The sequence below is a fragment of the Nocardioides sp. zg-1228 genome (assembly GCF_017086465.1).
In the GTDB taxonomy this organism is placed as follows: Bacteria; Actinomycetota; Actinomycetes; order Propionibacteriales; family Nocardioidaceae; genus Nocardioides.
Genome location: NZ_CP070961.1, coordinates 685,575 through 711,365 on the forward strand (window position 1 = coordinate 685,575; position 25,791 = coordinate 711,365).

Genomic DNA, 25,791 nt, shown 5'->3' on the forward strand with positions numbered 1-25,791 from the left:
GGTGGCCGGCGAAGCCAGCGGATCGCCCCGCTCGCCCTAGACTTGCCCGGTGACTCTCAGGCTCCACGACACCGCGACGCGCGAGACCCGCGACTTCGTCCCGCTGACCCCGGGCAAGGTCGGCATCTACGTGTGTGGGCTGACCGTGCAGTCGGAGCCGCACGTCGGCCACGTCCGGTCCGCGGTCAACTTCGACGTGCTCCGCCGCTGGCTCGAGGCCACCGGCCACGAGGTCGACTTCATCCGCAACGTCACCGACATCGACGACAAGATCCTCGCCAAGTCCGCCGAGCTCGGCATCCACTGGTACGCCCTCGCGTCGGCGATGAAGCGCGAGCTCGACGCGGCGCTGGCGGCCATCAACGTGCTGCCGCCGACCTACGAGCCGGGCGCCACCGGCCACGTCCCGGAGATCGTGGAGCTGATCGAGGAGCTGATCGCCCGAGGGCACGCCTACGCCGCCGACGACGGCAGCGGCGACGTCTACTTCGACGTCCGCAGCTGGCCGGCCTACGGCGAGCTGACCCGCCAGGGGGTGGACGACATGGAGCCCGCCGGCGACGCCGACCCCCGCGGCAAGCGCGACCCCCGCGACTTCGCCCTCTGGAAGGGCTGGAAGGCCGACTCCGAGCCGCGCACCGCGTCGTGGCCCTCGCCGTGGGGCCGCGGGCGACCGGGCTGGCACATCGAGTGCTCGGCGATGGCCGGCAAGTACCTCGGCCCCGCCTTCGACATCCACGGCGGCGGCGTCGACCTCCGCTTCCCGCACCACGAGAACGAGCAGGCGCAGTCCCGGGCGGCCGGGCGCCCGTTCGCGTCCTACTGGCTGCACAACGCCTGGATCACCACCGCCGGCGAGAAGATGAGCAAGTCGCTCGGCAACTCGATGCTCATCCCGTCGGTGCTCGAGCGGGTGCGCGGCGTCGAGCTGCGCTACTACATGGTCTCGGCCCACTACCGCTCCCACGTCGAGTTCAGCTTCGAGGCCCTCGAGGAGTCGGCGCGCGCGTTCCGCCGCATCGAGGACTTCCTCGAGCGCGCCTCGGGCGTGGTCGGCACCTGGTTCGCCTCGGTGCCCGACGCGTTCACCGCGGCGATGGACGACGACCTCGGCACCCCCGCCGCCGTCGCGGTGATCCACGAGTCCGTCCGCGAGGGCAACCGGCTCCTGGCCGCGGGGCCGTCGGAGGAGCTGGGGCAGCGCTTCGGCGAGGTGGTCGCCATGCTCGACGTGCTCGGCCTCAACCCCGCCGATCCCGTCTGGGCGTCGACGGGCGGCTCCGACGAGACGCTCACCGGCGTCGTGGACGCGCTGGTGCGGGGACTGCTTGAGGAGCGGACGGCGGCGCGCGAGGCGAAGGACTGGGCCCGCGCCGACGCCATCCGGGACCGGATCAAGTCGGCCGGCTTGGAGATCGAGGACACCTCGACCGGCCCACGGTGGACGATCGTTATGGGGAGTGTGTGACGTGGCTGGCAACTCGCAGCGCAAGGGCGCCATCAAGAAGACCGGCAAGGGCAACCCCACTGCGGGGTCCGGCGGTCGCGTGCGGCGCGGCCTCGAGGGCCGCGGACCCACGCCCAAGGCCAAGGACCGGCCCTACCACCAGGCGCACAAGGCGGCCAAGCGCGCCGAGCGCGACAAGGGCACCCGCCCCAAGCGGCGCACCAGCTCCGAGGCCGAGTGGGCCGCCGGGCGCAACTCCGTCGTCGAGCTGCTGCAGGCAGGCGTGCCGGTCGCGGCCGTCTACGTCGCCGAGGGCGCCGAGCGCGACGGCCGGATGCGCGAGGCGTTCAAGCTCGCCGCCGAGCAGGGGCTCAACCTGCTCGAGGTCACCCGCAACGAGATGGACCGGATGACCGGCGGTGCCGTCCACCAGGGACTCGCGGCGCGGCTCCCGGCCTACGAGTACGCCCACGCCGACGACCTGCTCGAGCGTGCCGCGGAGGCCAAGGAGCCGGCGCTCGTCGTCGCCCTCGACTCCGTCACCGACCCCCGCAACCTCGGTGCGGTGATCCGCTCGGCGGCCGGGTTCGGCGCGCACGGCGTGCTGATCCCCGAGCGCCGTGCCGCGGGGATGACCGCCTCGGCGTGGAAGACCAGCGCCGGTGCCGCGGCCCGGCTGCCGGTCGCGCAGACGGTCAACCTGACCCGCCAGCTCAAGGCCTACCAGGACGCCGGCTGCATGGTCGTCGGCCTGGCCGCCGACGGCGACATCTCGCTGCCCGAGCTGGTCGCCCCCGGCGGCCTCGCGGAGGGCCCGCTCGTGGTCGTCGTCGGCTCCGAGGGCAAGGGCCTGGGCCGGCTGGTCGCCGAGACGTGCGACCAGATCGTGTCGATCCCGATGTCCGGCCAGCTCGAGTCGCTCAACGCCGGGGTCGCCGCCTCGGTGGCGCTCTACGCGATCTCGCAGGCCCGCGCCGAGCGATGACCCCCACCCAGCGCCGGCTGCTGGTCGGCGTCACGCTGGCCGCGCTGAGCCTGGCGCTGGGGCTCGCGGTCGCGGTCTCGCTGTTCCTCACCAGCAGCCGCACGGTGGTGCTCGTCGGTCACGACACCGTCGTACGCCCCACGCTCACCCCCGACGCGGTGGTGCAGACCGGGCCGCTGCTGCCCGACCTCCGCTTCCGCGACGTCGGCCCGCTCGGTGTCACGCTCGCGCTCGGCAAGACCGAGGTCGGCTCGATCGAGGAGCTGGTCGAGCGCTACGCGCTGATCGCGGCCGACCCCACCGCACCGATCGACAAGGTCCAGGACGTCGTCGTCGACATGGCCGTCTCCGCGGCGCTGCGCGGGCTGGCGGTCGGCCTGTTGCCCGGCGTCGTCTTCCTGCTGCTGGGTCAGCGACGTCGCGGGGAGCTGGTGCGCGGGCTCCGCACCAGGCAGGGCGTGCTCGCACTCGTCCTGGTGCTCGCCCTGGTGCTGCTGCTGTGGCAGCCGTGGGAGCGCGAGGAGCAGACCCAGGAGGACGGCGCCGACTGGCAGACGCTGGCCGAGCTCGTCGGCCCGGACGTGCGGCTGCCGGCGGAGGTCCGCGACATCGAGGTGCGCGCCGGCCCGGTCGCCACCCAGAGCAAGCGGCTGGTGCTCAGCGCGGTGGACACCTACGACAAGAGCAAGGAGTTCTACTCCACGGCCGCCGAGGCGGCGGCGGGCCTCGTCGAGGAGGGCCTGCGCACGCCCGGGGACGACGAGACGGTCGCGCTGCTGGTCAGCGACCGCCACGACAACATCGGCATGGACCGGGTCGCGCGCGCCATCGGTGAGGCGGCCGGCGCGAGCGTCGTGCTCGACGCCGGCGACGACACCTCGACCGGGCAGCCGTGGGAGGCGTTCAGCCTCGACTCCCTCGACGGGACGTTCGAGGACTGGGAGCGCTTCGGCGTCGCGGGCAACCACGACCACGGCGACTTCGTCGGCGCCTACCTCGCCGACCTGGGCTGGACCATGCTCGACGGCGAGGTCGTCGACGCCCCCTGGGGCGGGACCCTGCTCGGCGTCGACGACCCACGCAGCAGCGGCCTGGGCAGCTGGCGCGACGAGTCCGGGCTGAGCTTCGCCGAGGTGGGCGTCCGGCTCGCCGACGAGGCCTGCGCCGCCGCCGAGGACGGCGAGCGGGTCAGCACCGTGCTGGTCCACGACGCCAACCTCGGTCGCGAGGCGCTCGCCCGGGGCTGCGTCGACCTGGTGCTCGGCGGGCACACGCACGTGCAGTCCGGCCCGGACGCCGTGGAGGGCGAGGACGGTGCCACCGGCTACACCTGGACCAACGGCACGACGGGAGGCGCGGCGTACGCCATCGCGCTGGGCAGCAAGCCGCGCCGCGACGCCGAGGTCAGCCTGGTCACCTACGCGGAGGGGCGCCCGATCGGGCTGCAGTGGGTGCGGCTGCGCACCGACGGCACCTGGCAGGTCGGCGAGTGGGCGCCGATCACTCCGGCCGCCGCGGTCACACCTGACCCGTGATCGCCTCGTCGGGCTTGGTCGTGAGGAAGCGGTCGATGTAGTCGCGGGCGGTCTCGAAGATGTCGACCTCCCGGCCGGTGCGCTCGGAGAGGTACCAGCGGTGCTCGAGGATCTCGTGGAAGACCTCCGCCGGCTCGAGCTTGCCGGTGGCGTCGGGCGGGATCATCGCCATGATCGGCTCGAAGATCTCGTGCATCCAGCGGCTCGCCACGACGTGGCGGTCCTCGCGGCCGAGGTCGTTGTGGGCGGTGTAGGACGCCAGGTCGTTGAGGAGCCGGCGGGCCTGGTTGTCCTCCACGGTCATGCCGGTCAGGTCGCGCAGCTCGCGGGTGTGGTGGCCGAGGTCGACGACCTTGGGCTGGATGCGGATGGTGTCGCCGCCGAGGTCGGTGACGATGTCGAGCTCGTCGACGTCGAAGCCGAGGTCGTTGAGCCGCTCGACCCGGCGCTCGATGCGCCACATCTCGTCGCCGCCGAACTCCTCGAGGTCGGTCAGCTCGCGCCACAGCGCCTCGTAGCGGGTGCGCAGGTGCTCGACGATCGCGAACCCGTCGATGGGTCGCTTCACGGCGCCGCTCGCGCTCAGGTCCATCAGCTCGGCGAAGATGTTCTCGCAGCCCACGGTGATGTCGTACTCCCGCAGCCGGTCGCTGACGGACTCGTGGAGCTCGCCGGTCTCGGCGTCGACCAGGTAGGCGGCGAGGGCGCCGGCGTCGCGGCGGAAGAGCACGTTGGACAGCGACACGTCGCCCCAGTAGAAGCCGGCAAGGTGCAGGCGGACCAGCAGGACGACGATCGCGTCGATGAGCGTCGGGACGTGCTCGGCGTCCATGCCCCGGCCGAAGAGGGTGCGGTAGGGGAGGGAGAAGCGCAGGTGCTGGGTGACCAGCGCGGCGGGCAGCTCCTCGCGCTCACGCGTCGCGCGTCCCGTGACGACGCCCTGAGGCACCACGGACGGCATGCCGAGCCGCTGGAGGTCGCGCAGCATCCGATACTCGCGGAAGGCGATGTCGCCGGTGGTCTCCTTGACCGCGTAGACGCGGGTGCCGAGCCGCACGATGCGCACGATGTGGCGCGACAGGCCGCGGGGGAGGGGCACGACCACGTCGTCGGGCCACTCCTCCAGGGGACGGTGCCAGGGCAGGCGGAGGATGGCCGGGTCCGGCCGGTTGGCGACGATGCGCATGGCCATGGGGGCACGCTACTCGCTGACGAGGTCCCACGGGTCGACGCGGAGGCCGGCTCCGGGCCGAGCCGGTGAGCCGTCGTGGTGCGGGAGGTGGAGGAGGCTCACGGGCGCCGTTCTGCCTCACCTAGGATTGCCGGGCGCTCACGGGCGCACGCCGGTGTAGCTCAGTTGGTAGAGCGCATTACTTGTAATAATGATGTCGCGGGTTCGATTCCTGTCACCGGCTCCAGTCCAGCCAGGCCCAGTCCGGCCGTCACCGGCTCGACGCCGCTCGACGGCTCAGCGGAGCTGCTCGACCTCGAACTCGCAGGCCGGGTCGGCGATGGCGTCCTGGGCGTCGATGAGCCGCAGCTCGCGGTCGCCGGAGTCGAGGGTCTGCCGGAGGATCGCGAAGACCGAGGAGGCCGTGCGCGCCAGCGCGTCGGCGGGCGAGCCGGTGGTGCGCAGGTGCGCGGTGAAGAGCGCCGCGGTGATGTCGCCCGACCCGTTGGCCTTCATCGGCAGCCGCGGCGTGGTGACGAGCCAGGCGCCCTCGCCGGTCACGGCGATCATCTCGATCACGTCGTCCGGCGCACCGTCGCGATGGACCGAGGTGACCAGGACGGTCTCGGGCCCGAGGCCCCGGACCTCCTCGACGGCGGACAGGATGTCGTCGAGCGAGGACGGCCCGCTCAGCGCGTCGCGCCCGGTGATGAAGCCGAGCTCGAACTGGTTGGGCGTCAGCACGTCGGCCACCGGGATGACGGTGGAGCGGTACTTGGGCGGGATCGCCGGGTTGACGAAGCACCCGGAGGTGGCGTTGCCCATGACCGGGTCGCAGGTGTAGGTCGCGGCGGGGTTGGCGGCCTTGACCCGGGCCACGGCGTCGACGATGACGTCGGCGATCTCCGGTGAGCCTTGGTAGCCGGACAGGATCGCGTCGCAGGTCTCGAACGCGCCCCTCTCCTCGATGCCGGCGATCACGTCGGCGACGTCCTGGGCCGGGATCATCGGCCCCCGCCACGAGCCGTACCCGGTGTGGTTGGAGAAGTTGACCGTCAGCACCGGCCACACCTCGTGCCCGAGGCGCTGCAGGGGGAAGACGGCCGCAGAGTTGCCGACGTGGCCGTAGGCGACGTGGGACTGGATCGAGAGGACGCGCACGAGCCGAGACTAGTTCAGACGCCTCAGGCGACCTGGAGCGACCGCTTGGACAGGCCCATCCAGTAGCCGTCGATGACCTGGATGCCGGGCCGGTCGGCCGTCGTCGCCGCGCCCAGCGTCACGAACAGGGGTGTGTAGTGCTCGACGGTGGGGTGGGCGTAGGGCATGCCCGGGGCCTTGGCCCGGTAGTCCGACAGGGTGTCGACGTCGCCGCGCGTCAAGGCGTCGGCGGCCCAGAGGTCGAAGTCCACCGACCAGCCCGGGGCCGGCGCGTCGATGCGGAACTCCTCGAGGAACGGCAGGCCGTGGGTGAGGAAGCCGGAGCCGATGATCAGCACGCCCTCCTCGCGCAGCGGGCGCAGTCGCTCGCCGAGCGCCATCAGGCGCTGGGGGTCGTCGGTCGGCAGCGACATCTGCAGCACCGGGATGTCGGCCTCGGGGTACATGATCCTCAGGGGCACCCAGGCGCCGTGGTCGAGTCCGCGCGAGGTGTGCTGGTGCACGGGCTCGCCGCTCGGCATCATCGCCGCGACGCGCTGGGCCAGCGCCGTGGCGTCGGGCGTCTCGTAGGTCATCCGGTAGTACTTCGGCGCGAAGCCACCGAAGTCGTAGACCAGCGGCGCGCCGCTGGCGCTGAGGCTGACCGGCGCGGACTCCCAGTGGGCGCTGACGATCAGGATCGCGGTGGGACGGGGGAGGTCGCCCGCCCACGCCGCGAGCTGGCTCGACCAGGTCGGGTCGTCGAGCAGGGGCGGCGCACCGTGGCCGATGTACAGGGCAGGCATGGGAGTGGTCATGACATCCTCAATAGTACGGGATTCAACTATATTCCGGAAGCCGCCAGTCGACCGGCTCCGCCCCCTGCTGCTCGAGCAGTCGGTTGACGGTGCTGAAGGGCTTCGAGCCGAAGAAGCCGCGCCGCGCGCTGAGCGGTGAGGGGTGGGGCGACTCCACGCACGGCACCTCGCCGAGGAGCGGACGCAGCGACTGGGCGTGCCGTCCCCACAGGATCGCCGCGCACGGACCGCCGCGTTCGGCGAGGGCGGTGATCGCCCGCTCGGTGATCGGCTCCCAGCCCTTGCCCCGGTGGCTGTTGGAGTCGCCCGGCCGCACGGTGAGCGTGCGGTTGAGCAGCATGACGCCCTGGTCGGCCCACGCCGACAGGTCGCCGTGACGCGGGGGCACGATCCCGAGGTCGTCGCGCAGCTCGACGTAGATGTTGACCAGGCTGGGCGGCAGCGGCCACACGTGCCGCTCGACGGCGAAGCTCAGCCCGATCGGGTGCGCGGGGTTGGGGTAGGGGTCCTGCCCCACCACCAGGACGCGGACGTCGGCGAGCGGGCGCTGGAACGCACGGAGGACCAGATCGCCCGCCGGCTGGTAGCCGCGCCCGGCGGCCACCTCCTCGCGCAGGAACCGACCCATCGCCGCGATCCGGTCATCGACCGGGGCCAACGCCTCCGCCCAGTCGGGCGCCACCAGCCCCTTCTCGACCAGCCCCGCGAGCGCGCTCATCCGCCCACCCCGCGCACCGGGCGCTGGAGCCGGTCGAGGAACGCCACCAGCAGCGCCTCGCGCATCGACGGGGAGGCGACGTCGAGCATCGCGTTGACCTCGGCCATCCGGACGGGCAGCTCGAGCTCCCCGGCCGCCGACCCACCCACCAGCCCGGACGCGGCGAGGAGGCCGTCGAAGTCGTCGTCGCCCAGGGAGGAGGGGTCGAGCGCCTCGATGAACGCCACCACCCCGGCGTCGACCGTGACCGGCCCGGCCTCGCGGGCCGCCGCGACCGACGCCGACAGCGCGCCGGCGAAGTCGGCCACGTGCGCGAGCGTGCCGGCGCTCACCGACAGGTGGATGCTCGCATCGTCGTCGCCGTGGGAGAGCTGCGGCTGGACGTACCAGCCCCGCGAGACGAGCTCGTCGGTCAGGGTGAACGGGTCGCAGGAGTCGTCGGTGGCCAGGGCGACCAGCGTCGAGTCGGGGTCTGCCACGAGCCGCAGCGCGGGCTGCGCCTCGATGCTCGCGACGATCGCGTCGACGGCCGACAGCGCGCGGTCGGCGAGGGCGAGGTAGCCCTCGTCCCCGAGGTGCTGCACCACCGCCCAGGTGCCGGCCACGGGCCCGCCCGAGCGCGTCGACTGCGTCGTGGCGTTGAGCATCGTGTAGCCCGGCCACGCGGCCGAGGCGAAGTACTGCGGCCGGCGCAACGGCGCGTCGCGGTGCAGCAGGAGCGAGGTGCCCTTGGGGGCATAGGCGTACTTGTGGGTGTCCACCGAGATCGACGTGACGCCGTCGACAGCGAAGGTCCACGGCGCGACCGCGCGGCCGAGCCGGGCGGCGTACGGGAGCACCCAACCGCCGATGCACGCGTCGACGTGGCAGCGGACGCCGCGGGCGGCTGCGGCGGCGGCGATCTCGGTGACCGGGTCGACGACCCCGTGGGCGTACGACGGCGCGCTGGCCACGACGAGCACCGTGTCGTCGCCGATCGCCTCGGCCATCGCCCGCGCGTCGGCCCGGTGGCCGGGACCGGCCGGCACGAGCACGGCCTCCACCCCGAAGTAGTGCGCGGCCTTGTGGAACGCCGCGTGCGCGGTGGTGGGCACCACCATCCGCGGCCGGACCACGTCGGGGCGGCTGTCGCGGGCTCCCTGGACGGCCAGCAGGATCGACTCGGTGCCGCCCGAGGTCACCGTCCCGACCGCCGACTCCGGTGCGTCGAGCAGGCCGCACGCGAAGCCGACCAGCTCGTTCTCCATCTGGAGCAGGGAGGGGAACGCCGTGGGGTCGAGCGCGTTGGACGCGGCGTAGGCGGCCACCGCCTGCCGGGCGACCCGATCTACCTCGGGCTCGCCCGAGTCGTAGACGTAGGCCAGCGTGCGGCCGCCGTGGACGGGCAGGTCGCGGGCCTGGAGGGCCGCGAGCCTCTGCATCGGGTCACTCACGCAGCACTCCCGGGGGCTCCTTGGGCGGCCGCCACGTCGGCGGGCTCGAGGTCGTACTGCCGCAGCCAGTGCAGGCTGGCGAGAGTCAGCGCCGCCGGCACGAGCGAGAACCCCAGCGCGATGGCGGTCAGGGCCGAGTCGGGCTGGCTGAGGTCGCGGCCCTCGCTCGAGAGGTAGCCGCCGAGCGCGAGCATCAGGGCGAAGACAGCCGTCCCGAGCGCGAGCCCCAGCGTCTCGCCGGCCGTCCAGACGCCGGTGTAGACGCCGGCACGGTTCTCGCCGGTGCGGGCCGCGTCCACGGCCGCGACGTCGGGCAGCATCGCCATCGGGAAGACCTGGCAGCCCGCGTATCCCACCCCGACCAGCCCGGTCGCCACGAACGTCCAGAGGTCGTTGCCGCCACGCGACAGCACCGCCAGCGTGGCACCCGTCGCGAGCACCACCGATGCGGCGGCGTAGCCCTGCTTCTTGCCCACCCGCTCGCCCCAGTGCGCCCACAGCGGGGTCAGCAGCAGCGCCGGGCCGACGAAGCAGACGAAGAGGATCGTGGCCGCGCCGCTGCGGCCGAGCAGGTCCTCGGCGACGTAGGCGACGCCCGCCAGCATGCAGCCCGTCGCCAGCGCCTGCAGCACGAACGTCGTCAGCAGCACCCGGAAGTCGCGGGCGCGCGCCACGATCCGCAGCTGCTCGCCCAGCGACCCGCCCCCGGCGACGACGGCGCCGATCGGCGCCCGGCGGGTGCCCCACCACGCCCCGAGGACGCCGGCCAGGATGACCACCGACATGACCACGCCCATCACCCGGTAGCCGTCGCGGCCGCCGACCGCGTCGCGGATCACCGGTGCGCTCGCCCCGGCGAGCATGATCGTCAGGGCCAGGATGGCCACGCGCCAGGTCATCAGCCGGGTGCGCTCGTCGTAGGACGAGGTGATCTCCGCCGGCATCGCGACGTAGGGCACCTGGAAGAACGCGTAGGCCGACGCCGCGAGCACGAAGAACAGCAGCACCCAGCCCGCCTCGAGCCACCTCCCGTCCAGGTCGGGAGCCGCGAAGATCAGCGCGAACGCCCCCGCCAGCATCAGCCCGGCGCGCAGCAGCCAGGGCCGCCGGGGACCGTCGGGATCGACCGTGCGGTCGCTGATCCGGCCGGCGACCGGGTTGAGCACCACGTCCCAGGCCTTGGGCAGGAACACGATCACGCCGGCCCAGATCGCCGCGATGCCGAGCTCGTCGGTGAGGTAGGGCAGGAGCATCAGCCCGGGGACCGTGCCGAAGGCGCCGGTCGCGACCGAGCCGCTGCCGTAGCCGATGCGGACGGCGCGCGACAGTGCGGTGGCGCCGGCCGGGTCACTCATCGTCCACCCAGCGCGCGGGAGCCCGCCGAGCCGTAGCGGCGCGTCGGGTTGGAGCCGATCGCGCCGGCCGCGGGGGCGGAGCCGGCGGCCTTCTTCGTGGCCTTCTTCGCGGCCTTCTTCGTGGCCTTCTTCGTGGCCTTCTTCGTGGCCTTCTTCGTGGCAGCCGCCTTCTTCGCTGCCGCCTTGGTGGCCGGCGTCCTCGTGCCGGCCTTCTTGTTCGCGGCCTTCTTCGCAGCCGCTGCGCTGCTCGTGCTCCGGGGGGCCGGCTTCGTGGTGGCCCGGGCGCTCGGTGCCGGCGGGGCGGTCGCGGGGAGCGGTCCGCGCGACCACCGCGAGACCCACTCGTCGATCGCGGTCCAGGTCGTCGCTCGAGCCGCCCGGCCGGTGAGCATGCCGAGGTGGCCGCCGGGGACGACCTCGAAGCGCACCTCGGGCGAGCCGGTCAGCAGCGGCACCACGGCGCGCACGGCCGGGAGCGGCGCGATGCCGTCGGTGTTGCCCGCGAAGACGAGCGTCGGCACCGAGATATCGGCGAGGTCGACCTCGCGGTCGCCGACCGGCATCCGGCCCGTCGCGAGCGCGTTGCCCTTGACGAAGCGGTGGTAGAGCTGGCCGAAGGTCCGGCCGGGGTAGGCGGTCATGGTGGACGTGAATCGCGTGACCGCCTCCATCTGGGCGAGGTAGTCGGTGTCGTCGAGGTGCGTCAGCACCGCCAGCGGCTTGGTGAGGACCTTCTGCGCCGAGACGGCGGTGAACGCCCAGTTGACGAGCGGGGTCGGCACGCCGCCGAGCGCCCGGTAGGCCAGGGTGACGAGCCCCCTGCCCTGCGTCAGGTTGAGCAGCGGGCGCACCGGCGCCACGAGCGGCACCTTGGTCACGTCGACCGGGGAGCCCACGATCGTGATCGAGGCGATCGGCAGGTCCTTCCGGTCGGCCGCGACGAGGAGGGTGAAGATGCCGCCGAGGCTCCATCCGACGAGGTGCACGCCGCGGCCGCCGGAGTGCTGGTGGACGGCCTCGATCGCGGCCGGCAGCACCTCGTCGACCCAGTGCTCCACGCCGAGGGACCGGTTGCGGAACGAGACCTGCCCGTACTCCACGAGGTAGGTCGGGCGCCCCTGCGTGACCAGGTGCTCCACCAGCGAGCAGTCGCGGCGCAGGTCGTAGCAGAGCGCCGGTGCGGCCAGTGGGGTCACCAGGAGCACGGGGTCGCCGGTCTGGGGGACGTCCTCGGCGGGTCGGTAGTGGTAGACCTCGCGCAGCTCCCCGTCGTCGATCAGCGTCCGCGGCATCGGTCGCAGGTCTGCCAGCCCGCCGTAGAGCAGCGTCTGCGCGACATTTCCGGCCGCGGCGACCACCTGGTCGGGCTTGGGGATGAGGTCCATGGAAGAAATCTACGCAGGAGGTGCATCCGGTGGCGGGGTTCGTGCGGAGAAGGGTGCGACGGGCGCCAACGGGCGCCCCTGACGGAAGGACCCAGCTCATGTTGCGACGCGTTCCCGCCATCCTCGCCACGTCGGCCCTCGCCCTCGGTGCGATGGGGGCCACCGCGCCCGCCGCCAGCGCGAAGCCCGCGGGCGAGGACAGCCTCGCCGCCCTCCTCACCTCCGACGGCAACAAGTTCGACAAGAACAACAAGGACTTCGACATCCTCACCGAGGCCGCCCTGGCCGTCATCGGCGCCAAGCCCGACTCCCCGGTCGCGCTGCTCGCCGACGGCTCCAAGCGCCTCACCGCCTTCGCCCCGACCGACGAGGCCTTCCGCCAGCTGGCCAAGGACCTGTCCGGCAAGACGATCAAGAGCGAGAAGAAGGTCTTCGACGCGCTCGTCGAGCTCGCCGGTGTCGACACCATCGAGACCGTCCTGCTCTACCACGTCGTGCCGGGCGCGACGCTCACCAGCAGCAAGGTGCTCAAGTCCAACGGCGCCAAGCTGACGACCGCCCAGGGCGGCAAGGTCACCGTCAAGGTCAAGACCAAGCCGCGGGTGAGCATCACGCTCAAGGACGGCGACCCCAACGACCGCGACCCCAAGGTCGTGCTGAAGGCCCTCGACCTCAACAAGGGCAACAAGCAGATCGCTCACGGGATCGACCGGGTGCTCCGCCCGATCGACCTCTGACGACCGCTCCAGCGGCGACGGACGACCGAGCACGACACGAGGCAGCCAGACGGGCGGGGGGCGACGATGACCATCATCCCGTTCCCCGCCCGCTGGCCTCGCCGGTACGGTGACCCGGTGGTGACCGGGACGATGTCGTTCGACGACGAGCAGGACGAGGACGTCCTGACGCTCGCCGCGCGGCTCGTCGCCGGCGACGAGGGTGCCCTCGAGGAGATCTACGACCGCTGGTCGGCCCTGGTGCACACGTTCGCGCTCCGTGCCCTCCGCGACGTCCACGACGCCGAGGACGTCACCCAGCAGGTCTTCGTCGCCGCCTGGCGCAGCCGCCACACCCTGACCCCGAGCCCTGCCGCACTGCCGGCCTGGCTCGTCGGGATCGCCCGGCACAAGGTCTCCGACCTGCGGGCGTCCCGCGCTCGCGACGCCGACCGGCTCGCCGCCGTGGTGTCGCTCCCGGGCGCCCGCGACGACGCCGTGCAGTCGGCCGACGACGAGGTCGCCGAGCGGCTGGTCGTGCGCCAGGCCGTCGAGGACCTACCCGACCCGCGCCGGACGATCCTGCTCCTCGCCTTCTGGGAGGACCACAGCCACGCCGAGATCGCCGAGAAGATCGGCCTCCCGCTCGGCACCGTGAAGAGCCACGTGCGACGTGGCCTGATGAAGCTCCACCAGCAGCTGGAGGGGGTGCGCCATGAGTCACGTTGATGCCGAGCAGCTGGCCGGGCTCGCGCTCGACCCCCGCGACGGGCCGCCCGACGTGCGCGAGCACGTCGCGACGTGCCCCGAGTGCGCGGGAGTGGTCGCGGCGTTCACCGGCGCCCGCCGCCGCACGGGTGCCGACGCGCTCGTCGCGCCGCCCTCGCGGCTGCGCGAGCGGGTGCTGGCCGAGGTGCGTGCCGGCGACGGGTCGGACCCGCTCCCGGGGGCCCCGTTCCACTCCGACCAGCCGGAGGCGTCGGAGCAGCGGCCGGGCCGGCGCGACCGGTCCGGTCAGCCCGACCGGGCGTCCGGACGCCGCGGCGTGCCGATGTGGCTCGCCGGGATCGCCGCCGCCCTCGCGCTCCTCGCGGGCGTCGGGCTCGGACGCATCGGCACGGGCGAGGAGACCCCCGAGGCGGTCGAGCCGCCCGGCGACACCGGCACCGTGGTCGCGGCTGCGTCCCTCACCGCGCTCGACAGCGACGCCCAGCGCGGCGAGGCGAGCGCCGTGCGCCACGACGACATCTTCACCATCCGGGTCTCCGCGAGCGAGCTCGGCGACGAGCCGGGCGTGCGCGAGGTGTGGCTGATCAACGTCGACGGCAAGCGGATGATCTCGATCGGCCTGCTCGCCGCTGGAGACGAGGGGGAGTTCGCCGTCCCGATGCGACTCATCGACGAGGGCTACCGCATCGTCGACATCTCGATCGAGCCCGACGACGGCGACCCCACGCACTCAGGGGTGAGCCTCGCCCGTGGCGAGCTCGCCTGACCCCCTCCATCGGGACGGGCCGTCCTCGACAACGCCTCGACGGACGGCTAGGAACGAGGCATGAAGTGGAGGCACGCGATCCTCGGCGGCACCGTGGCGGCAGCAGCCGCCACGACGGTGCACGACCTCGTCCAGACCAAGCACGCGATCATCCGCAACTTCCCGGTCGTCGGGCACGCCCGCTTCTTCCTGGAGAGGTTCGGGCCCGAGCTGCGCCAGTACATCGTCACCAGCAACGACGAGGAGCGCCCCTTCAGCCGTGACCAGCGACGCTGGGTCTACGCCAGCGCGAAGCTGGAGAACAACTACTTCGGCTTCGGCACCGACAACGACGTCGAGCGCGTCGAGGGCTACCCGATCATCAAGCACCGCACGTTCGCCGGCCCGGGCGCGGCGACCACGCCGCACGCGCAGGAGGAGATCGTGCTGCCGTGCGCCAAGGTGATGGGTGCAGCGCTGGGGCGTACGCACGCCTTCCGCCCGTCGTCGGTCGTCAACATCTCCGGCATGAGCTTCGGCTCGCTCTCGGGCAAGGCCGTGGAGGCGCTCAACCGGGGCGCGGCGATGGCCGGATGCCTGCAGAACACCGGCGAGGGGGCGCTCTCGCCCCACCACCGCCACGGCGGAGACATCGTCTTCCAGATCGGCACGTCCTACTTCGGCTGCCGCGACGAGCGCGGCCGCTTCGACCTCGACCGGCTGGTCGACGTCGTGCAGTCGGCGCCGGTGCGTGCGATCGAGGTCAAGCTGAGCCAAGGGGCCAAGCCCGGCCTCGGCGGCATGCTGCCGGGGGAGAAGGTCAGCAGGGAGATCGCGGAGATCCGCGGCATCGAGGCGGGCAAGGACTGTGCCTCGCCGAGTCGCCACTCGGTCTTCCACGACATCGACTCGCTGCTCGACTTCGTGGAGTCCGTCGCCCAGGCGACCGGCCTGCCGGTCGGCATCAAGTCGGCCGTCGGCAACCTCACCATGTGGGAGGAGCTGGTCGAGGCGATGGCGTCGGGCAGCGGCTCGGCGCGGCGCGGCGTCGACTTCGTCAACATCGACGGCGGCGAGGGCGGCACCGGTGCGGCGCCGATGATCTTCGCCGACTCCGTGGCCTACCCGTTCCGCATCGGCTTCAGCCAGGTGTGGCGGCGCTTCGCCGCGGCCGGGCTCAGCGACGACGTGGTGTTCATCGGGGCAGGAAAGCTGGGTGTGCCGGAGAACGCGGTGGTCGCCTTCGCGCTCGGCGCCGACATGGTCAACGTCGGTCGCGAGGCGATGATGTCCATCGGCTGCATCCAGGCCCAGAAGTGCCACACCGACCACTGCCCGGTCGGCATCGCGACGCAGAGCCCGCGCTACACGCGCGGCCTGGACGTGAGCCTCAAGAGCGTCCGCGCCGCCAACTACATCCGCTCGCTGCGCCGCGACCTGCTCAAGGTCTCCGAGGCGGTGGGCGTCGTGCACCCGGGGCTGATCGGCCCGGGCGACATCGACATCGTCGACGGCACCCGCACCGCGGTGGGGCTGGCGGAGGTCTACGGCTACGACCCGGCGTGGCCGCGGCTGGGGGCCGACCTGGTGCGCGGGATCGAGGAGATCATGGTGGCCCAGGACGAGACGACGCCGTCGCGGCGCGCCCCGGCCTGAGCGCCCCCGGGGTCGGCGCCGCCGGGAGCCCGTGGGGGCTAGCGGGCGCTGGAGCCCCGCACCGTCTTGTCGTGGTGGTCGGGCAGCTCCTCGAGCTCGCGCAGGAAGTCGGCGGCCCACTTGGCGACGTCGTGCTGGACGACCGTCTTGCGCAGGGCGCGCATCCGGCGTGAGGTCTCCTTGCTGCCCGCGGCGTACGCGTCGAGCAGGGCCGCCTTCATGCCGTCGATGTCGTAGGGGTTGACCAGCCACGCCTGGCGCAGCTCTTGGGCAGCCCCGGCGAACTCCGAGAGCACGAGCGCCCCGTCGTCGTCGAAGCGGCACGCGACGTACTCCTTGGCGACCAGGTTCATCCCGTCGCGCAGCGGGGTCACGACCATGATGTCGGCGGCGCGGTAGAGCGCGGCCATCTCCTCGCGCGGGTAGGACGAGTGCATGTAGGAGATCGCTGGACGGCCGATCCGCCCGTGGTCGCCGTTGATCCGCCCCACCAGGAGCTCGATGTCGTCGCGCAGGATGCGGTACTGCTCGACGCGCTCGCGCGAGGGCGTGGCCACCTGGACGAAGACGGCGTCCTCGACGTCGATCTGGCCGTCGCGGACGAGCTCGCCGAAGGCGCGCAGGCGGGAGTGGATGCCCTTGGTGTAGTCGAGCCGGTCGACGCCGAGGAAGATCCGGCGGGGGTTGCCGAGCGCCTCGCGGATCTCGGCCGCCCGCTCCGCCACGCCCTCGGACCGGGCGAGCTCCTCGAAGCCGGCGGTGTCGATCGAGATCGGGAAGGCCGTCGCCCGCACCGGGCGGCCGTCGGGCAGGTAGATGGTGTCGCGGTGGGTCTTGTGGCCGACGCGGCTGCGCACCAGGCGGACGAAGTTGGCCGCGGCTCCCGGCAGCTGGAAGCCGATGAGGTCGGCACCGAGCAGCCCCTCCAGGATCTGTCGGCGCCAGGGCAGCTGGGAGAACAGCTCGGCCGGCGGGAACGGGATGTGGAGGTAGAACCCGATCCGCAGGTCGGGGCGCTGGGCGCGCAGCATCTGCGGGACGAGCTGCAGCTGGTAGTCCTGCACCCACACGGTGGCGCCCTCGGCCGCGACCTCGGCGGCCCGGTCGGCGAAGCGCTGGTTGACCGTGACGTAGGAGTCCCACCACTCACGGTGGAACTCCGGCTTGGCGACCACGTCGTGGTAGAGCGGCCACAGCGTGCCGTTGGAGAAGCCCTCGTAGAAGTCCTCGACCTCGCGCGCGGTCATCGACACCGGCACCAGCGAGAGGCCGTCCTCCACGAACGGCTCGAAGTCGTCGTCGTCCGCCGATCCCGGCCAGCCGATCCAGGCGCCGTCGTTGGAGCGCAGCACGGGCTCGAGGGCCGTCACCAGCCCGCCGGGGGAGCGGCGCCACGAGTCCGTCCCGTCGGGGAGGCGTACGCGGTCCACGGGAAGCCGGTTGGCCACGATCACGAGGTCTGCCTGCGGGGCTTGGCTCACGGCGCAACCCTAGCGACGAACCCGAGGCGCGCAGACCACCCCGCGGTGTCGTGCCGCCACGGTGGCGGCGGGGCGCGCGAGAGCCGCGGAGGTTTTGTCCAGACGACTCGCCGCATGCGAATGACATGGTTGTCGTTCGTCGCCTAGACTCGTGCTCGTCCGCCCGGTCACGGGCGACGTGGGGTCGAGGAGGGGATGGCAATGGACGCCGCCAAGCACATCGCAGCCGAGCAGGAGACTGCGGCCGGGCTGAGCCAGCGCGACCGCGACATCCTCGAGTTCGAGCGGCACTGGTGGAAGTACGCCGGCGCCAAGGAGCAGGCTGTCCGCGAGAAGTTCGACATGTCCTCGACCCGCTACTACCAGGTGCTCAACGCTCTCATCGACCGCCCCGAGGCGCTCGAGGCCGACCCGCTCCTCGTGCGCCGGCTGCGCCGCCTGCGCGCCTCCCGACAGCGCCAGCGCTCCGCGCGGCGGCTCGGGTTCGAAGTCTGACGCCGCACCCGCCCACTCACGATCGGTCACCTTCCCCATGACCTCCTTCCCCAGCTTCGCCCGCTTCCCCAGCCCCGGCCGCACCCCGACGCGACGTCGTGACGAGCGCGGCGTCGCCTTCCCGTCGCCGCTCGTCATGCTCTCGGTCCTCGCCGTCGCGATGGCCTCGATCACCTTCGTCGCCACCCGCGACCAGGCGCCGACCGAGCGCCGCGTCGACACCGCCACGATCGCCAGCTCGACCAAGGCGCCGTCGGCCGAGCCGGCCCCGACGCCGTCGGAGAGGCCGAAGCCCAAGCCCAAGCCACAGGTCGAGCGCGGCGAGGTCTACGTCGAGGTCTACAACAACTCCGGCATCCGCGGCCTCGCCGCGGCGACCGCCGCGACGGCCACGGGGGTCGGCTGGGCCGTGGTCGGCGAGGACAACTGGCAGGGCCTGATCCCCACCAGCACGGTCTACTACCCGCCGCGGCTCAAGGCTGCGGGCAAGCAGCTCGCGCTCGACCTCGGCATCACGCGCACGGCGCCCGCCGTCGGCGTGATGAAGCGCGACCGGCTCACCGTGATCCTCACCGCCGACGCCCCGCGCTGACCCGGCCCGGCGCGCCGCTCCCCACACCCCGGGGCGGCCGGCTGCCGCGCGCGAGCGGACCACATGGTTGGGTTGCCCCATGGAGTTCACCTCCGCCGACGCGCGCAGGCACTACGACGCCGTGCGCGAGGTCCTCGCCGGCACGGTCGTCGGCCTCGACTTCGACGGGACGCTGTCGCCGGTCGTCGACGACCCCGAGGCGGCCCGGCTGCACGCCGGGGCGCCGGGAGTGCTGCTCGACCTCGCCGAGGCGGTGCGCGCCGTCGCGGTGATCACCGGCCGGCCGGCGCGCCAGGCCATCGCCATGGGCGACCTCGACGCGCTGGGCGACGCCATGCTCGACCGCGGTGCCGAGCTCTTCGTCTTCGGCCAGTACGGCAACGAGCGGTGGTCGGCCAGCGAGCCGCGGATCAGGTCGCCCCGCCCGCCCGCCGGCCTGGCGAGCTTCGAGCGCGAGCTGCCCGGGGTGCTGCGGCGCGCCGGGGCCGCCGACGCCTACGTGGAGGAGAAGGGCCTCGCCGTCGCCGTGCACACCCGCCGGATGGACGACCCGACCGGTGCCTTCGAGCGCCTGGTCGAGCCGATCACCGCCCTCGCCCGGCGCCACCGGCTCGGCATCGAGCCCGGCCGCAACGTGATCGAGGTCCGCTCGGCCGAGATGCACAAGGGCCAGGCGCTGCGCACGTTCGTGGCCCAGCAGGAGGCCGCCGGGGTCGTCTTCGCCGGCGACGACCTGGGCGACGTGGAGGCGTTCGAGGCCGTCCGCGCGCTGCGCTCCGGCGGGCTGCCCGGCCTGGTGGTGTGCTCGGCCTCGAGCGAGCAGCCGGCCCTGGTGCGGTTGGCCGACGTGGTCGTGGACGGTCCCGACGGTGTCGTCGAGCTGCTGTCCTCCCTGGCGTCGCCCTCGCTGGCCTGACGGCCCACGGACGGCCGTCCGCATCGTGGACACGATGTGCACATCGTGAGACAGCCTGCCTAGGCTGAGCCTGCTCATCACGAGGGACTGAGGGAACGGCCCGACGAAGTCCCGGCAACCACCCGTGTGCCTCCTGTCCGGACACCCCTCCGGCAGTCACGGGAGCAGGTGCCAAATCCGACCCCAGCGAGAGTCGCGGGGACAGATGAGAAGGAGGACTTCATGAGCACCCTGCTGGACGAAAGCACCACCGAGTCGCCCCGGTTCCGCGAGCGCGCCTTCGGCAACGCCCGCGCCCTTGCCTGCCGCGAGTGCGGCCACGAGGTCGTCCTGGGCCCGTCGTACGCCTGTCCGGAGTGCTTCGGGCCGCTCGAGGTGGCCTACGACTTCCCGGCCGTGACCCGCGAGGAGATCGCGGCCGGCCCGCCCAACATCTGGCGCTACAAGGCGCTGCTGCCGGTGCCGTCCGACATCGAGCAGAGCCCCAACACCGAGCCGGGCTTCACCCGCCTGCTGCAGGCGAACAACCTGGCCCGTGAGCTCGGCCTGGAGAAGCTGTGGGTCAAGGACGACTCGACCAACCCGACCAACTCCTTCAAGGACCGGGTCGTCGCCTGCGCGCTCAGCGCCGCGCGTGAGCTCGGCGCCAAGGTCTTCGCCTGTCCGTCGACCGGCAACCTGGCCAACGCCGTCGCCGCCGCGGGCGCCCGCGCCGGCATCAGGACCGTCGTCTTCATCCCGAGCGACCTCGAGAAGCCCAAGCAGGTCAACTCGGCCGTCTACACCGACCGGCTGGTGGCCGTCGACGGCAACTACGACGACGTCAACAAGCTCGCCTCGGAGATCGCCGGCGAGGAGGAGGGCTGGGCGTTCGTCAACGTCAACGTGCGGCCGTTCTACGCCGAGGGCTCCAAGACGCTGGGCTACGAGATCGCCGAGCAGCTCGGCTGGCGGCTCCCCGACCAGGTCGTCATCCCGGTGGCGTCCGGCTCGCAGCTCACCAAGGTCGACAAGGCGTTCCGCGAGCTGGTCGCGCTCGGCCTCGTCGAGGACAAGCCCTACAAGATCTTCGGCGCCCAGGCGACCGGCTGCTCGCCGGTGTCGGTGGCCTACAAGGCCGGCACCGACGCCATCCGCCCGGTCAAGCCCGACACCATCGCCAAGAGCCTCGCCATCGGCAACCCGGCCGACGGGATCTACGTGCTCGACATCTGCCGCCGCAGCGGCGGCGCCGTCGAGGACATCACCGACGAGGAGGTGCGCGAGGGCATCCTGCTGCTGGCCCGCACCGAGGGCATCTTCACCGAGACGGCGGGCGGCACCACGGTGGGCGTGCTCAAGAAGCTCGTCGAGACCGGGCAGCTCGACACCTCGCTGGAGACCGTCGTGATCAACACCGGGATGGGCCTCAAGACCCTCGACGCCGTCGCCGACCGGGTCGGACCCGCCGCCACCATCGCACCGTCCTACGACGCCTTCGTGGCGTCCGGCGTGCTCTGAGAGGAAGATCAGCACATGAGCGAGCGCAGCGAGCGGACCATCCCCGACAATGAGACACGTGCCTCGTGCGCGCACGGAGCGACGGGGGTGCGCGCATGAGCGTGTCCGTCCGCATCCCGACGATCCTGCGCACCTACACCGGCGGTGAGTCGGAGGTGAGCGCCGAGGGCGACACCCTCGCGGCCGTCCTCGACGACCTCGACGCGAGCTACGCCGGCATCAAGGGCCGCATCGTCGACGAGGCCGGTCACCTGCGCCGGTTCGTCAACGTCTACGTCGGCAACGACGACGTGCGCTTCCTCGACGACCTCGACACCGCGACCCCCGACGGGGTGCAGATCTCGGTGATCCCGGCGGTCGCGGGGGGCTGAGCCCGACGACCGCCCGCGGACGTCAGGGCGCTCGTACGTCGACGACGGTGGCGTTGCCGCGGGAGTCGATGCGCAGCTCGGCGAGCGCGCCGTCGCGCAGCTGGTCCTCGACCTCCCGCGCGCGGTCCTGCGGCAGGAACCAGCTCTCGATCCCGCAGCGGACCTGCCACGACCGGTCGTCGCACGCGAGGTAGGGGCCCTGCGCGGGCCGGGTGCGCGTCCACCGGTCGCCGACCCACACGCCGTCCTCCTCGACGAGGGCGAGGTAGGCGTCGCCGGACTCGCCGTCGTCCGGCGCGTCGAGGCGCAGGTCGGGGTAGTCGAGGGCGACGTAGGCGCCGCGGAACGGATCGATCGGATCGAGCGGCGCCACCCGCACCACGTAGCTGTCGCCCGCCACCCGGGCGGAGAGCTGGGGCGCCACGGCCACGCCGACCAGCGCCAGCTGGCACACGGCCACCACGGCGGTGGTGAGGGTGGGGGACAGGCTGCGGGTCATCGGTCGGTCTCCTTCGGGGTGGTCGGTGCGGGGCCGGCCGCGTCGAGGGCCTGGGCGAGCTCGCGGCGGGCCCGGTCGAACAGGAAGCCGGTGCCGAGGATGACGGTGCCGAGCACCACGAACAGCCAGGCGCCGGTGACGATGGGGGCGAAGACCGCGAAGCTCTGGAAGGTCGTGAACACGACCAGCCCCAGCATCGCCATCCAGGTGAGCGTCGGGTGGTCGCGCACGGTCCCGACGGTGACGACGGCGACGGCCAGCACGGCGTAGGCGAGGATCGAGATCGCGGCGCGCGCCCAGTCGGCTCCGTCGACGTCGGAGGTGTCGGCGCCGGTGTCCCAAAGACTGAGCGCCCCGGCCACCAGCAGCACCGCGAGGGCGCCGACCGGCTCCAGGGCCGGCGCCCCGCGTCGCACGACGGCGGCGGCGACCGTCGCCACCGCGGCGAGGGCGAGGGCCATCACCAGCCAGGTCGACCAGGCCGGTCCGTCGCCGCCGGAGCCGGGGATCGCGGCGACGAACAGCGCCAGCAGGGCCGCGCCGCCGGCGACGGTGCGCCAGGTCCACGCGAAGGCGTCGACCCAGCCGTCGTGCAGGACCGCCAGTGCGGCGGCGAGCACCGCGCCCCCGCCGAGCAGCACGACGACGGTCGTGCCGTCCTGGGCGTCCCACAAGGGCTGCATGAACCACCAGGTGACGCCCGTGGCGACGCCGACCAGGAACGGCGCGTGGGCCCGGGTCGTATAGGCGTGGAGGAGGGCTGCGACGGACCACAGTCCGACGAGGCGCGGCTCGTAGGCCGGGACCTGCAGGGACTGTGCGGCCTGGAAGACGAGCGCACCGGCGCCGAGCGCGGCGAGGAGCCGCAGCGCGCCGACGAGCGGCGGTGAGGCGCGCCGCGCGGCCAGCGCCTCGCCGCCCACGAGGAACGCGAGCCACAGCGCCGCCACGGTGGCGAAGCGGGCCGCGGGGGAGAGCTGGTCGAGGTTGGCGGCGACGAGCCAGACGAGTCCGACGCCGACGAATCCGGCGCCGAGGTGGAGCAGCACGCGGCCGACGCCGACGCGGGCGTGGCGCTCGGCGCGATAGCGCGAGGACAGGAGCGCCGCCTGCTCCTCGGTGAGGATCCCCTCCGCGGTCCATGTGGCGATCTCGCCGCGGAGCCAGGCGTGCTGGCGCGGCGCGACCGCTCGAGGGGCGGGAGGCGGTGCCGTCGTAGGGGGCGAGGTGTCGGTCATGGCCCTACCGTGGCGTGGACCGGTCGGGTTGTCCTGAGTACATCGACCCATCTCGCCCTGCCGTTCGGTCACGGACCTCCCCCGGAGCCGTCGTACGCCCGGTGGACCGGGGCACGCGGTGTGGGGGATCACGTCCGGAGCCGCAGGTCAGGCTAGGGTCTGCGGGTGCGCACCACTGCCCGACGAGCCAGCCAGGCCGTCAAGAAGGCGGCCCAGAAGGCAGGCCGGATGCAGGCATCGCCCGTGCCTGCCCAGCCCGAGCCGCCCGACCCCAGGGCCGAGCGCCGTCGCCGGCTGCTGGCGAGCAACCTGACCGAGCTGGCCATCGAGTTCCGCACCGACAAGTGGGGCGTGCACCGCTACACCCCCCACTACGAGCGCCACCTCCAGCACCTGCGGGGCGAGTCGTTCACGCTGCTCGAGCTCGGGATCGGCGGCTACAAGAAGCGCCGCAAGAGCGGTGCGTCGATGAAGATGTGGCGCTGGTTCTTCCCCAAGGCCCGCATCGTCGGCCTCGACATCGAGGACAAGTCGTGGCTCACCCGGGGCCACATCCACACCTACCTCGGCGACCAGACCGACCCGGAGGTCCTCCGGCGGATCATCGACGAGCAGGGTGCCCCGCTGGTCGTCATCGACGACGGCAGCCACATCCCGGCCCACGTCCGCGAGTCCTTCCGCATCCTCTTCCCGCTGCTTCCCGACGGTGCCATCTACTGCATCGAGGACACCCAGACCTCCTACTGGCCGGCCTGGGGCGGCCAGCTCGACCCGCGGGCGCCGGGCACGTCGATGGACCTGGTCAAGGACCTCATCGACGGGCTCAACCACGAGGAGTTCCTGCTCGAGGGCTACCAGCCCACCTACACCGACCAATGGGTCCGGGCCGTGCACTGCTACCACAACCTCGTGATCATCGAGAAGGGCGACAACCGCGAGGGCACCAACCGCGACCGGGTCGCTCACGAGCTCTACGGCGCCTCCGAGCTGCCCGAGGACCCCGACCCTGCATGAGCGTCCTGCTCGCCACCAGCGGTGACCTGCCGCAGGGGGAGCCCGGCGCGACCGTCCTCGACGCGGTCCTGCGCGAGCGCGGGCTGGACGCCGCCTGGGCGCGGTGGGACGACCCGGCGGTCGACTGGGACGCGGCGGAGGTGGTCGCCGTCCGCTCGACCTGGGACTACGTCACCCGGCACCGCGAGTTCCTCGCCTGGGCGGCCTCGCTCGACCAGTCGCGCCTGCTCAACGGCGCCGACGTGTTCGAGTGGAACCACGACAAGCGCTACCTGACCGAGCTCGGCGACCTGCCGGTCGTGCCCACCCTGCTCGCCGACGACCGGGCCGCGCTCGCCGAGGGCGTGCGCCGCTTCGGCACGGGGGTCGTCAAGCCGCGGGTGGGAGCCGGGGGAGCGGGCCTGCTGGTGGTCACCGACCCCGACGACCCGCGCCTGGGCCGGCCGGTGCGCAGCCAGCCCGACTACCCCGAGGTCGACGGCCCGTGGGTCGTGCAGCCGCTCGTGGAGTCGATCCGCACCGACGGCGAGGCGTCGGTCCACGTCCTCGACGGCCGTGTCGGCCAGCGCTTCGACAAGCGGCCCGGCGGGGGCGACGTCCGGGTCAACGAGGAGTTCGGCGGCAGCGTGCGCCCCGTCGAGACCGGCGACGTCGCCGACCTGGTGGAGCGGGCGTACGACGCCATGGCCGCACGCTTCGGCCGCCCGATCGACTACCTCCGGGTCGACCTGCTGCGCTGGGACGGCGAGTGGGTGGTGAGCGAGCTCGAGCTGATCGAGCCCGGCCTCTACCTCGACGTCTCGCCCGCCAACGCCGCGCCGTTCGCCGACCTGCTGATGGCCCGGCTCGCGGGGACGTCCGCGCCACATGTCTAGACCGGCCGGCGAGAATTCCGCGTCCGGGGACGGGGGCCAGCCCCGCCCGGTTCGGTTGCGTCACCACCGTGACGGGCGGCTGTCGGCTGTCCGACCGGGTGTGCGAGCGCGGCCGGCGGCGTCGCCGGGGTCGCGTCCGGCACTCGAAAGATAGCCCGAACGGGCTATGCGAAAGGTCTCATCGGAGGGCGCGGCGCTCCGGCCATTCCCCCGATGATGGATCCGATCCTGCTTGCGGCGGCCGATGGACCGCGCTCGTGGCAGGTCGACAAGCCGTTGCGCGACGGGTGCACGGCACGTGGGGAGGAACGTCGTGGGACAGACGCGGAAGCGCGAACGCGGAGAACGAGGTGCCGCCGCCGTCGAATTCGCCCTCGTCGTGCCGATCCTGCTGCTCTTCATGCTCGGGACGCTCGAGCTCGCCCTGTTCATGAAGGACAACGTGTCGATGAGCAGCAGCGTCCGCGCGGGAGCACGCACCGCGTCGGCTGCCGCAGATGCCGGCCCCGGCACGTGCGAAGCGAGCGCGAGCCCCCCTCCCTGCACCCCAGCAGCCGCGCCGGGCTTCGCCCAGGCGGCGGCCGACACGATGCAGACGGCCGGCACGGCGATGAACGCTGATGACATCCAGTGGGTGATGGTCTACAAGGCGAACAGCCAAGGTTTCCCGGGCTCGGAATCCACCATCCCTACCAACTGTCCCGCCAACTGCGTGAAGTACGTGTGGGACGCCGGTCTCAACAAGTTCCGCTACTCCAGCGGGTCGTGGTCGTCCGCGTCGGTCAACGCCTGTGTCAACGAGTCGGACTCGGTCGGTGTGGCGCTGCGCGCCGACCACGAGTGGTTCACCGGCCTCGTCCGTGGACTGATGGGTGGCGACATGGAGATGACGGAGCGGACCGTCATGAAGTTCGAGCCGCTGGAGCACGACAGCTGCAAGCCGGGCACCCCGAATGCGCACTCATGACGGAGACGAC

General features: G+C 72.6%; 25 protein-coding genes, 1 tRNA gene and 1 riboswitch. Of the genes, 16 read left to right on the forward strand and 10 right to left on the reverse strand.

Annotated features, from left to right (window positions below; translation table 11 throughout):
• Positions 1–49: 49 nt before the first annotated feature.
• Genes cysS through JX575_RS03305 form a run of 3 tightly spaced genes read left to right on the forward strand, consistent with a single transcriptional unit; the run spans position 50 to position 3,967 of the window.
• Positions 50–1,468: a cysteine--tRNA ligase gene (cysS, locus tag JX575_RS03295; protein WP_186340243.1), complete on the forward strand. Its 1,419-nt coding sequence runs from the start codon at positions 50–52 to the stop codon at positions 1,466–1,468.
• Between the two features lies 1 nt (position 1,469).
• Positions 1,470–2,432 carry a 23S rRNA (guanosine(2251)-2'-O)-methyltransferase RlmB gene (gene rlmB, locus JX575_RS03300; protein WP_186340244.1) on the forward strand — a complete coding sequence of 321 codons (963 nt, stop codon included), beginning with the start codon at positions 1,470–1,472 and terminating at the stop codon, positions 2,430–2,432.
• Positions 2,429–3,967, forward strand: a complete 1,539-nt coding sequence (locus tag JX575_RS03305; RefSeq protein WP_186340245.1) for a metallophosphoesterase — start codon at positions 2,429–2,431, stop codon at positions 3,965–3,967. The genes rlmB and JX575_RS03305 overlap by 4 nt, the downstream gene beginning before the upstream one ends.
• Here the strand turns inward: JX575_RS03305 and JX575_RS03310 are convergent.
• Entirely contained in the window at positions 3,951–5,159 is a 1,209-nt protein-coding gene (locus JX575_RS03310) for a DUF4032 domain-containing protein (protein WP_186340246.1), read from the reverse strand. The genes JX575_RS03305 and JX575_RS03310 overlap by 17 nt on opposite strands.
• A 150-nt stretch (positions 5,160–5,309) precedes the next feature.
• Between JX575_RS03310 and JX575_RS03315 the strand changes: the two genes are divergently transcribed.
• A tRNA-Thr gene (locus JX575_RS03315) sits at positions 5,310–5,385 on the forward strand.
• A gap of 50 nt (positions 5,386–5,435) precedes the next feature.
• Here the strand turns inward: JX575_RS03315 and pdxY are convergent.
• From pdxY to JX575_RS03345, 6 genes are read right to left on the reverse strand one after another with little or no spacing between them, the layout of a single operon-like run.
• Entirely contained in the window at positions 5,436–6,299 is an 864-nt protein-coding gene (pdxY, locus tag JX575_RS03320) for a pyridoxal kinase PdxY (RefSeq protein ID WP_186340247.1), read from the reverse strand.
• Between the two features lie 23 nt (positions 6,300–6,322).
• A complete protein-coding gene (locus JX575_RS03325; protein ID WP_186340248.1) occupies positions 6,323–7,096 on the reverse strand; it encodes a class III extradiol ring-cleavage dioxygenase in 774 nt (257 codons plus the stop codon).
• A gap of 22 nt (positions 7,097–7,118) precedes the next feature.
• Entirely contained in the window at positions 7,119–7,814 is a 696-nt protein-coding gene (locus JX575_RS03330; protein ID WP_186340249.1) for a uracil-DNA glycosylase, read from the reverse strand.
• Complete coding sequence (locus JX575_RS03335; protein WP_206054501.1) at positions 7,811–9,247, reverse strand: aminotransferase class V-fold PLP-dependent enzyme; 1,437 nt, start codon at positions 9,245–9,247, stop codon at positions 7,811–7,813. Before JX575_RS03335 ends, JX575_RS03330 begins: the two co-directional genes overlap by 4 nt.
• Positions 9,244–10,602, reverse strand: a complete 1,359-nt coding sequence (locus JX575_RS03340; protein ID WP_186340250.1) for an MFS transporter — start codon at positions 10,600–10,602, stop codon at positions 9,244–9,246. Before JX575_RS03340 ends, JX575_RS03335 begins: the two co-directional genes overlap by 4 nt.
• Entirely contained in the window at positions 10,599–11,987 is a 1,389-nt protein-coding gene (locus JX575_RS03345; protein ID WP_186340251.1) for an alpha/beta fold hydrolase, read from the reverse strand. Before JX575_RS03345 ends, JX575_RS03340 begins: the two co-directional genes overlap by 4 nt.
• A 98-nt stretch (positions 11,988–12,085) precedes the next feature.
• On the opposite strand from JX575_RS03345, the gene JX575_RS03350 reads away from it, so the two are divergent.
• From JX575_RS03350 to JX575_RS03365, 4 genes are all read left to right on the forward strand, one after another.
• Entirely contained in the window at positions 12,086–12,724 is a 639-nt protein-coding gene (locus JX575_RS03350; protein ID WP_186340252.1) for a fasciclin domain-containing protein, read from the forward strand.
• Positions 12,725–12,841: 117 nt separating this feature from the next.
• On the forward strand, positions 12,842–13,432 hold the full coding sequence (locus tag JX575_RS03355) for a sigma-70 family RNA polymerase sigma factor (protein ID WP_206054502.1): 591 nt from the start codon (positions 12,842–12,844) through the stop codon (positions 13,430–13,432).
• Positions 13,419–14,198, forward strand: coding sequence for an anti-sigma factor (locus JX575_RS03360; protein ID WP_186340253.1), 780 nt, complete (start codon positions 13,419–13,421; stop codon positions 14,196–14,198). Before JX575_RS03355 ends, JX575_RS03360 begins: the two co-directional genes overlap by 14 nt.
• A gap of 60 nt (positions 14,199–14,258) precedes the next feature.
• Positions 14,259–15,833 carry an FMN-binding glutamate synthase family protein gene (locus JX575_RS03365; protein ID WP_186340254.1) on the forward strand — a complete coding sequence of 525 codons (1,575 nt, stop codon included), beginning with the start codon at positions 14,259–14,261 and terminating at the stop codon, positions 15,831–15,833.
• 38 nt (positions 15,834–15,871) lie between these two features.
• Here JX575_RS03365 and JX575_RS03370 read toward each other — a convergent pair whose 3' ends face one another.
• On the reverse strand, positions 15,872–17,314 hold the full coding sequence (locus JX575_RS03370; RefSeq protein ID WP_186340255.1) for a trehalose-6-phosphate synthase: 1,443 nt from the start codon (positions 17,312–17,314) through the stop codon (positions 15,872–15,874).
• Positions 17,315–17,515: 201 nt separating this feature from the next.
• On the opposite strand from JX575_RS03370, the gene JX575_RS03375 reads away from it, so the two are divergent.
• The 5 genes from JX575_RS03375 to JX575_RS03395 all read left to right on the forward strand — a co-directional run bounded on the left by JX575_RS03375 (position 17,516) and on the right by JX575_RS03395 (position 21,188).
• Positions 17,516–17,809 (forward strand): DUF3263 domain-containing protein, encoded by a 294-nt coding sequence (locus JX575_RS03375; protein ID WP_186340256.1) that lies wholly within the window; start codon positions 17,516–17,518, stop codon positions 17,807–17,809.
• Between the two features lie 37 nt (positions 17,810–17,846).
• On the forward strand, positions 17,847–18,401 hold the full coding sequence (locus JX575_RS03380; protein WP_186340257.1) for a LytR C-terminal domain-containing protein: 555 nt from the start codon (positions 17,847–17,849) through the stop codon (positions 18,399–18,401).
• A 79-nt stretch (positions 18,402–18,480) separates the two neighbouring features.
• On the forward strand, positions 18,481–19,317 hold the full coding sequence (gene otsB, locus JX575_RS03385) for a trehalose-phosphatase (RefSeq protein WP_186340258.1): 837 nt from the start codon (positions 18,481–18,483) through the stop codon (positions 19,315–19,317).
• 71 nt (positions 19,318–19,388) lie between these two features.
• Positions 19,389–19,529, forward strand: a riboswitch (SAM riboswitch).
• Positions 19,530–19,539: 10 nt separating this feature from the next.
• Positions 19,540–20,817 carry a threonine synthase gene (thrC, locus tag JX575_RS03390; protein ID WP_186340259.1) on the forward strand — a complete coding sequence of 426 codons (1,278 nt, stop codon included), beginning with the start codon at positions 19,540–19,542 and terminating at the stop codon, positions 20,815–20,817.
• Positions 20,818–20,912: 95 nt separating this feature from the next.
• Positions 20,913–21,188 carry a MoaD/ThiS family protein gene (locus JX575_RS03395; protein ID WP_186340260.1) on the forward strand — a complete coding sequence of 92 codons (276 nt, stop codon included), beginning with the start codon at positions 20,913–20,915 and terminating at the stop codon, positions 21,186–21,188.
• 22 nt (positions 21,189–21,210) lie between these two features.
• On the opposite strand, the gene JX575_RS03400 is transcribed toward JX575_RS03395, so the two are convergent.
• Positions 21,211–21,687 (reverse strand): GDYXXLXY domain-containing protein, encoded by a 477-nt coding sequence (locus JX575_RS03400; protein ID WP_186340261.1) that lies wholly within the window; start codon positions 21,685–21,687, stop codon positions 21,211–21,213.
• Positions 21,684–22,925: a DUF2157 domain-containing protein gene (locus JX575_RS03405; RefSeq protein ID WP_186340262.1), complete on the reverse strand. Its 1,242-nt coding sequence runs from the start codon at positions 22,923–22,925 to the stop codon at positions 21,684–21,686. The genes JX575_RS03400 and JX575_RS03405 overlap by 4 nt, the downstream gene beginning before the upstream one ends.
• A gap of 165 nt (positions 22,926–23,090) precedes the next feature.
• On the opposite strand from JX575_RS03405, the gene JX575_RS03410 reads away from it, so the two are divergent.
• From JX575_RS03410 to JX575_RS03420, 3 genes are all read left to right on the forward strand, one after another.
• Positions 23,091–23,939, forward strand: coding sequence for a class I SAM-dependent methyltransferase (locus JX575_RS03410; protein ID WP_186340263.1), 849 nt, complete (start codon positions 23,091–23,093; stop codon positions 23,937–23,939).
• Complete coding sequence (locus JX575_RS03415; protein ID WP_186340264.1) at positions 23,936–24,814, forward strand: hypothetical protein; 879 nt, start codon at positions 23,936–23,938, stop codon at positions 24,812–24,814. The genes JX575_RS03410 and JX575_RS03415 overlap by 4 nt, the downstream gene beginning before the upstream one ends.
• Positions 24,815–25,127: 313 nt before the next feature.
• Positions 25,128–25,781: a TadE family protein gene (locus JX575_RS03420; RefSeq protein WP_206054503.1), complete on the forward strand. Its 654-nt coding sequence runs from the start codon at positions 25,128–25,130 to the stop codon at positions 25,779–25,781.
• Positions 25,782–25,791: the final 10 nt, after the last annotated feature.

What these genes read in the sequence shown, in the direction of transcription:
- JX575_RS03305 (WP_186340245.1), top strand. Translation starts at nt 2,429, where the DNA reads ATGACCCCCACCCAGCGCCGGCTGCTGGTCGGCGTCACGCTGGCCGCG.
- JX575_RS03310 (WP_186340246.1), bottom strand. Translation starts at nt 5,159, where the DNA reads ATGGCCATGCGCATCGTCGCCAACCGGCCGGACCCGGCCATCCTCCGC.
- JX575_RS03325 (WP_186340248.1), bottom strand. Translation starts at nt 7,096, where the DNA reads ATGACCACTCCCATGCCTGCCCTGTACATCGGCCACGGTGCGCCGCCC.
- JX575_RS03330 (WP_186340249.1), bottom strand. Translation starts at nt 7,814, where the DNA reads ATGAGCGCGCTCGCGGGGCTGGTCGAGAAGGGGCTGGTGGCGCCCGAC.
- JX575_RS03340 (WP_186340250.1), bottom strand. Translation starts at nt 10,602, where the DNA reads ATGAGTGACCCGGCCGGCGCCACCGCACTGTCGCGCGCCGTCCGCATC.
- JX575_RS03345 (WP_186340251.1), bottom strand. Translation starts at nt 11,987, where the DNA reads ATGGACCTCATCCCCAAGCCCGACCAGGTGGTCGCCGCGGCCGGAAAT.
- JX575_RS03350 (WP_186340252.1), top strand. Translation starts at nt 12,086, where the DNA reads ATGTTGCGACGCGTTCCCGCCATCCTCGCCACGTCGGCCCTCGCCCTC.
- JX575_RS03360 (WP_186340253.1), top strand. Translation starts at nt 13,419, where the DNA reads ATGAGTCACGTTGATGCCGAGCAGCTGGCCGGGCTCGCGCTCGACCCC.
- JX575_RS03365 (WP_186340254.1), top strand. Translation starts at nt 14,259, where the DNA reads ATGAAGTGGAGGCACGCGATCCTCGGCGGCACCGTGGCGGCAGCAGCC.
- JX575_RS03375 (WP_186340256.1), top strand. Translation starts at nt 17,516, where the DNA reads ATGGACGCCGCCAAGCACATCGCAGCCGAGCAGGAGACTGCGGCCGGG.
- JX575_RS03380 (WP_186340257.1), top strand. Translation starts at nt 17,847, where the DNA reads ATGACCTCCTTCCCCAGCTTCGCCCGCTTCCCCAGCCCCGGCCGCACC.
- otsB (WP_186340258.1), top strand. Translation starts at nt 18,481, where the DNA reads ATGGAGTTCACCTCCGCCGACGCGCGCAGGCACTACGACGCCGTGCGC.
- thrC (WP_186340259.1), top strand. Translation starts at nt 19,540, where the DNA reads ATGAGCACCCTGCTGGACGAAAGCACCACCGAGTCGCCCCGGTTCCGC.
- JX575_RS03395 (WP_186340260.1), top strand. Translation starts at nt 20,913, where the DNA reads ATGAGCGTGTCCGTCCGCATCCCGACGATCCTGCGCACCTACACCGGC.
- JX575_RS03400 (WP_186340261.1), bottom strand. Translation starts at nt 21,687, where the DNA reads ATGACCCGCAGCCTGTCCCCCACCCTCACCACCGCCGTGGTGGCCGTG.
- JX575_RS03405 (WP_186340262.1), bottom strand. Translation starts at nt 22,925, where the DNA reads ATGACCGACACCTCGCCCCCTACGACGGCACCGCCTCCCGCCCCTCGA.
- JX575_RS03415 (WP_186340264.1), top strand. Translation starts at nt 23,936, where the DNA reads ATGAGCGTCCTGCTCGCCACCAGCGGTGACCTGCCGCAGGGGGAGCCC.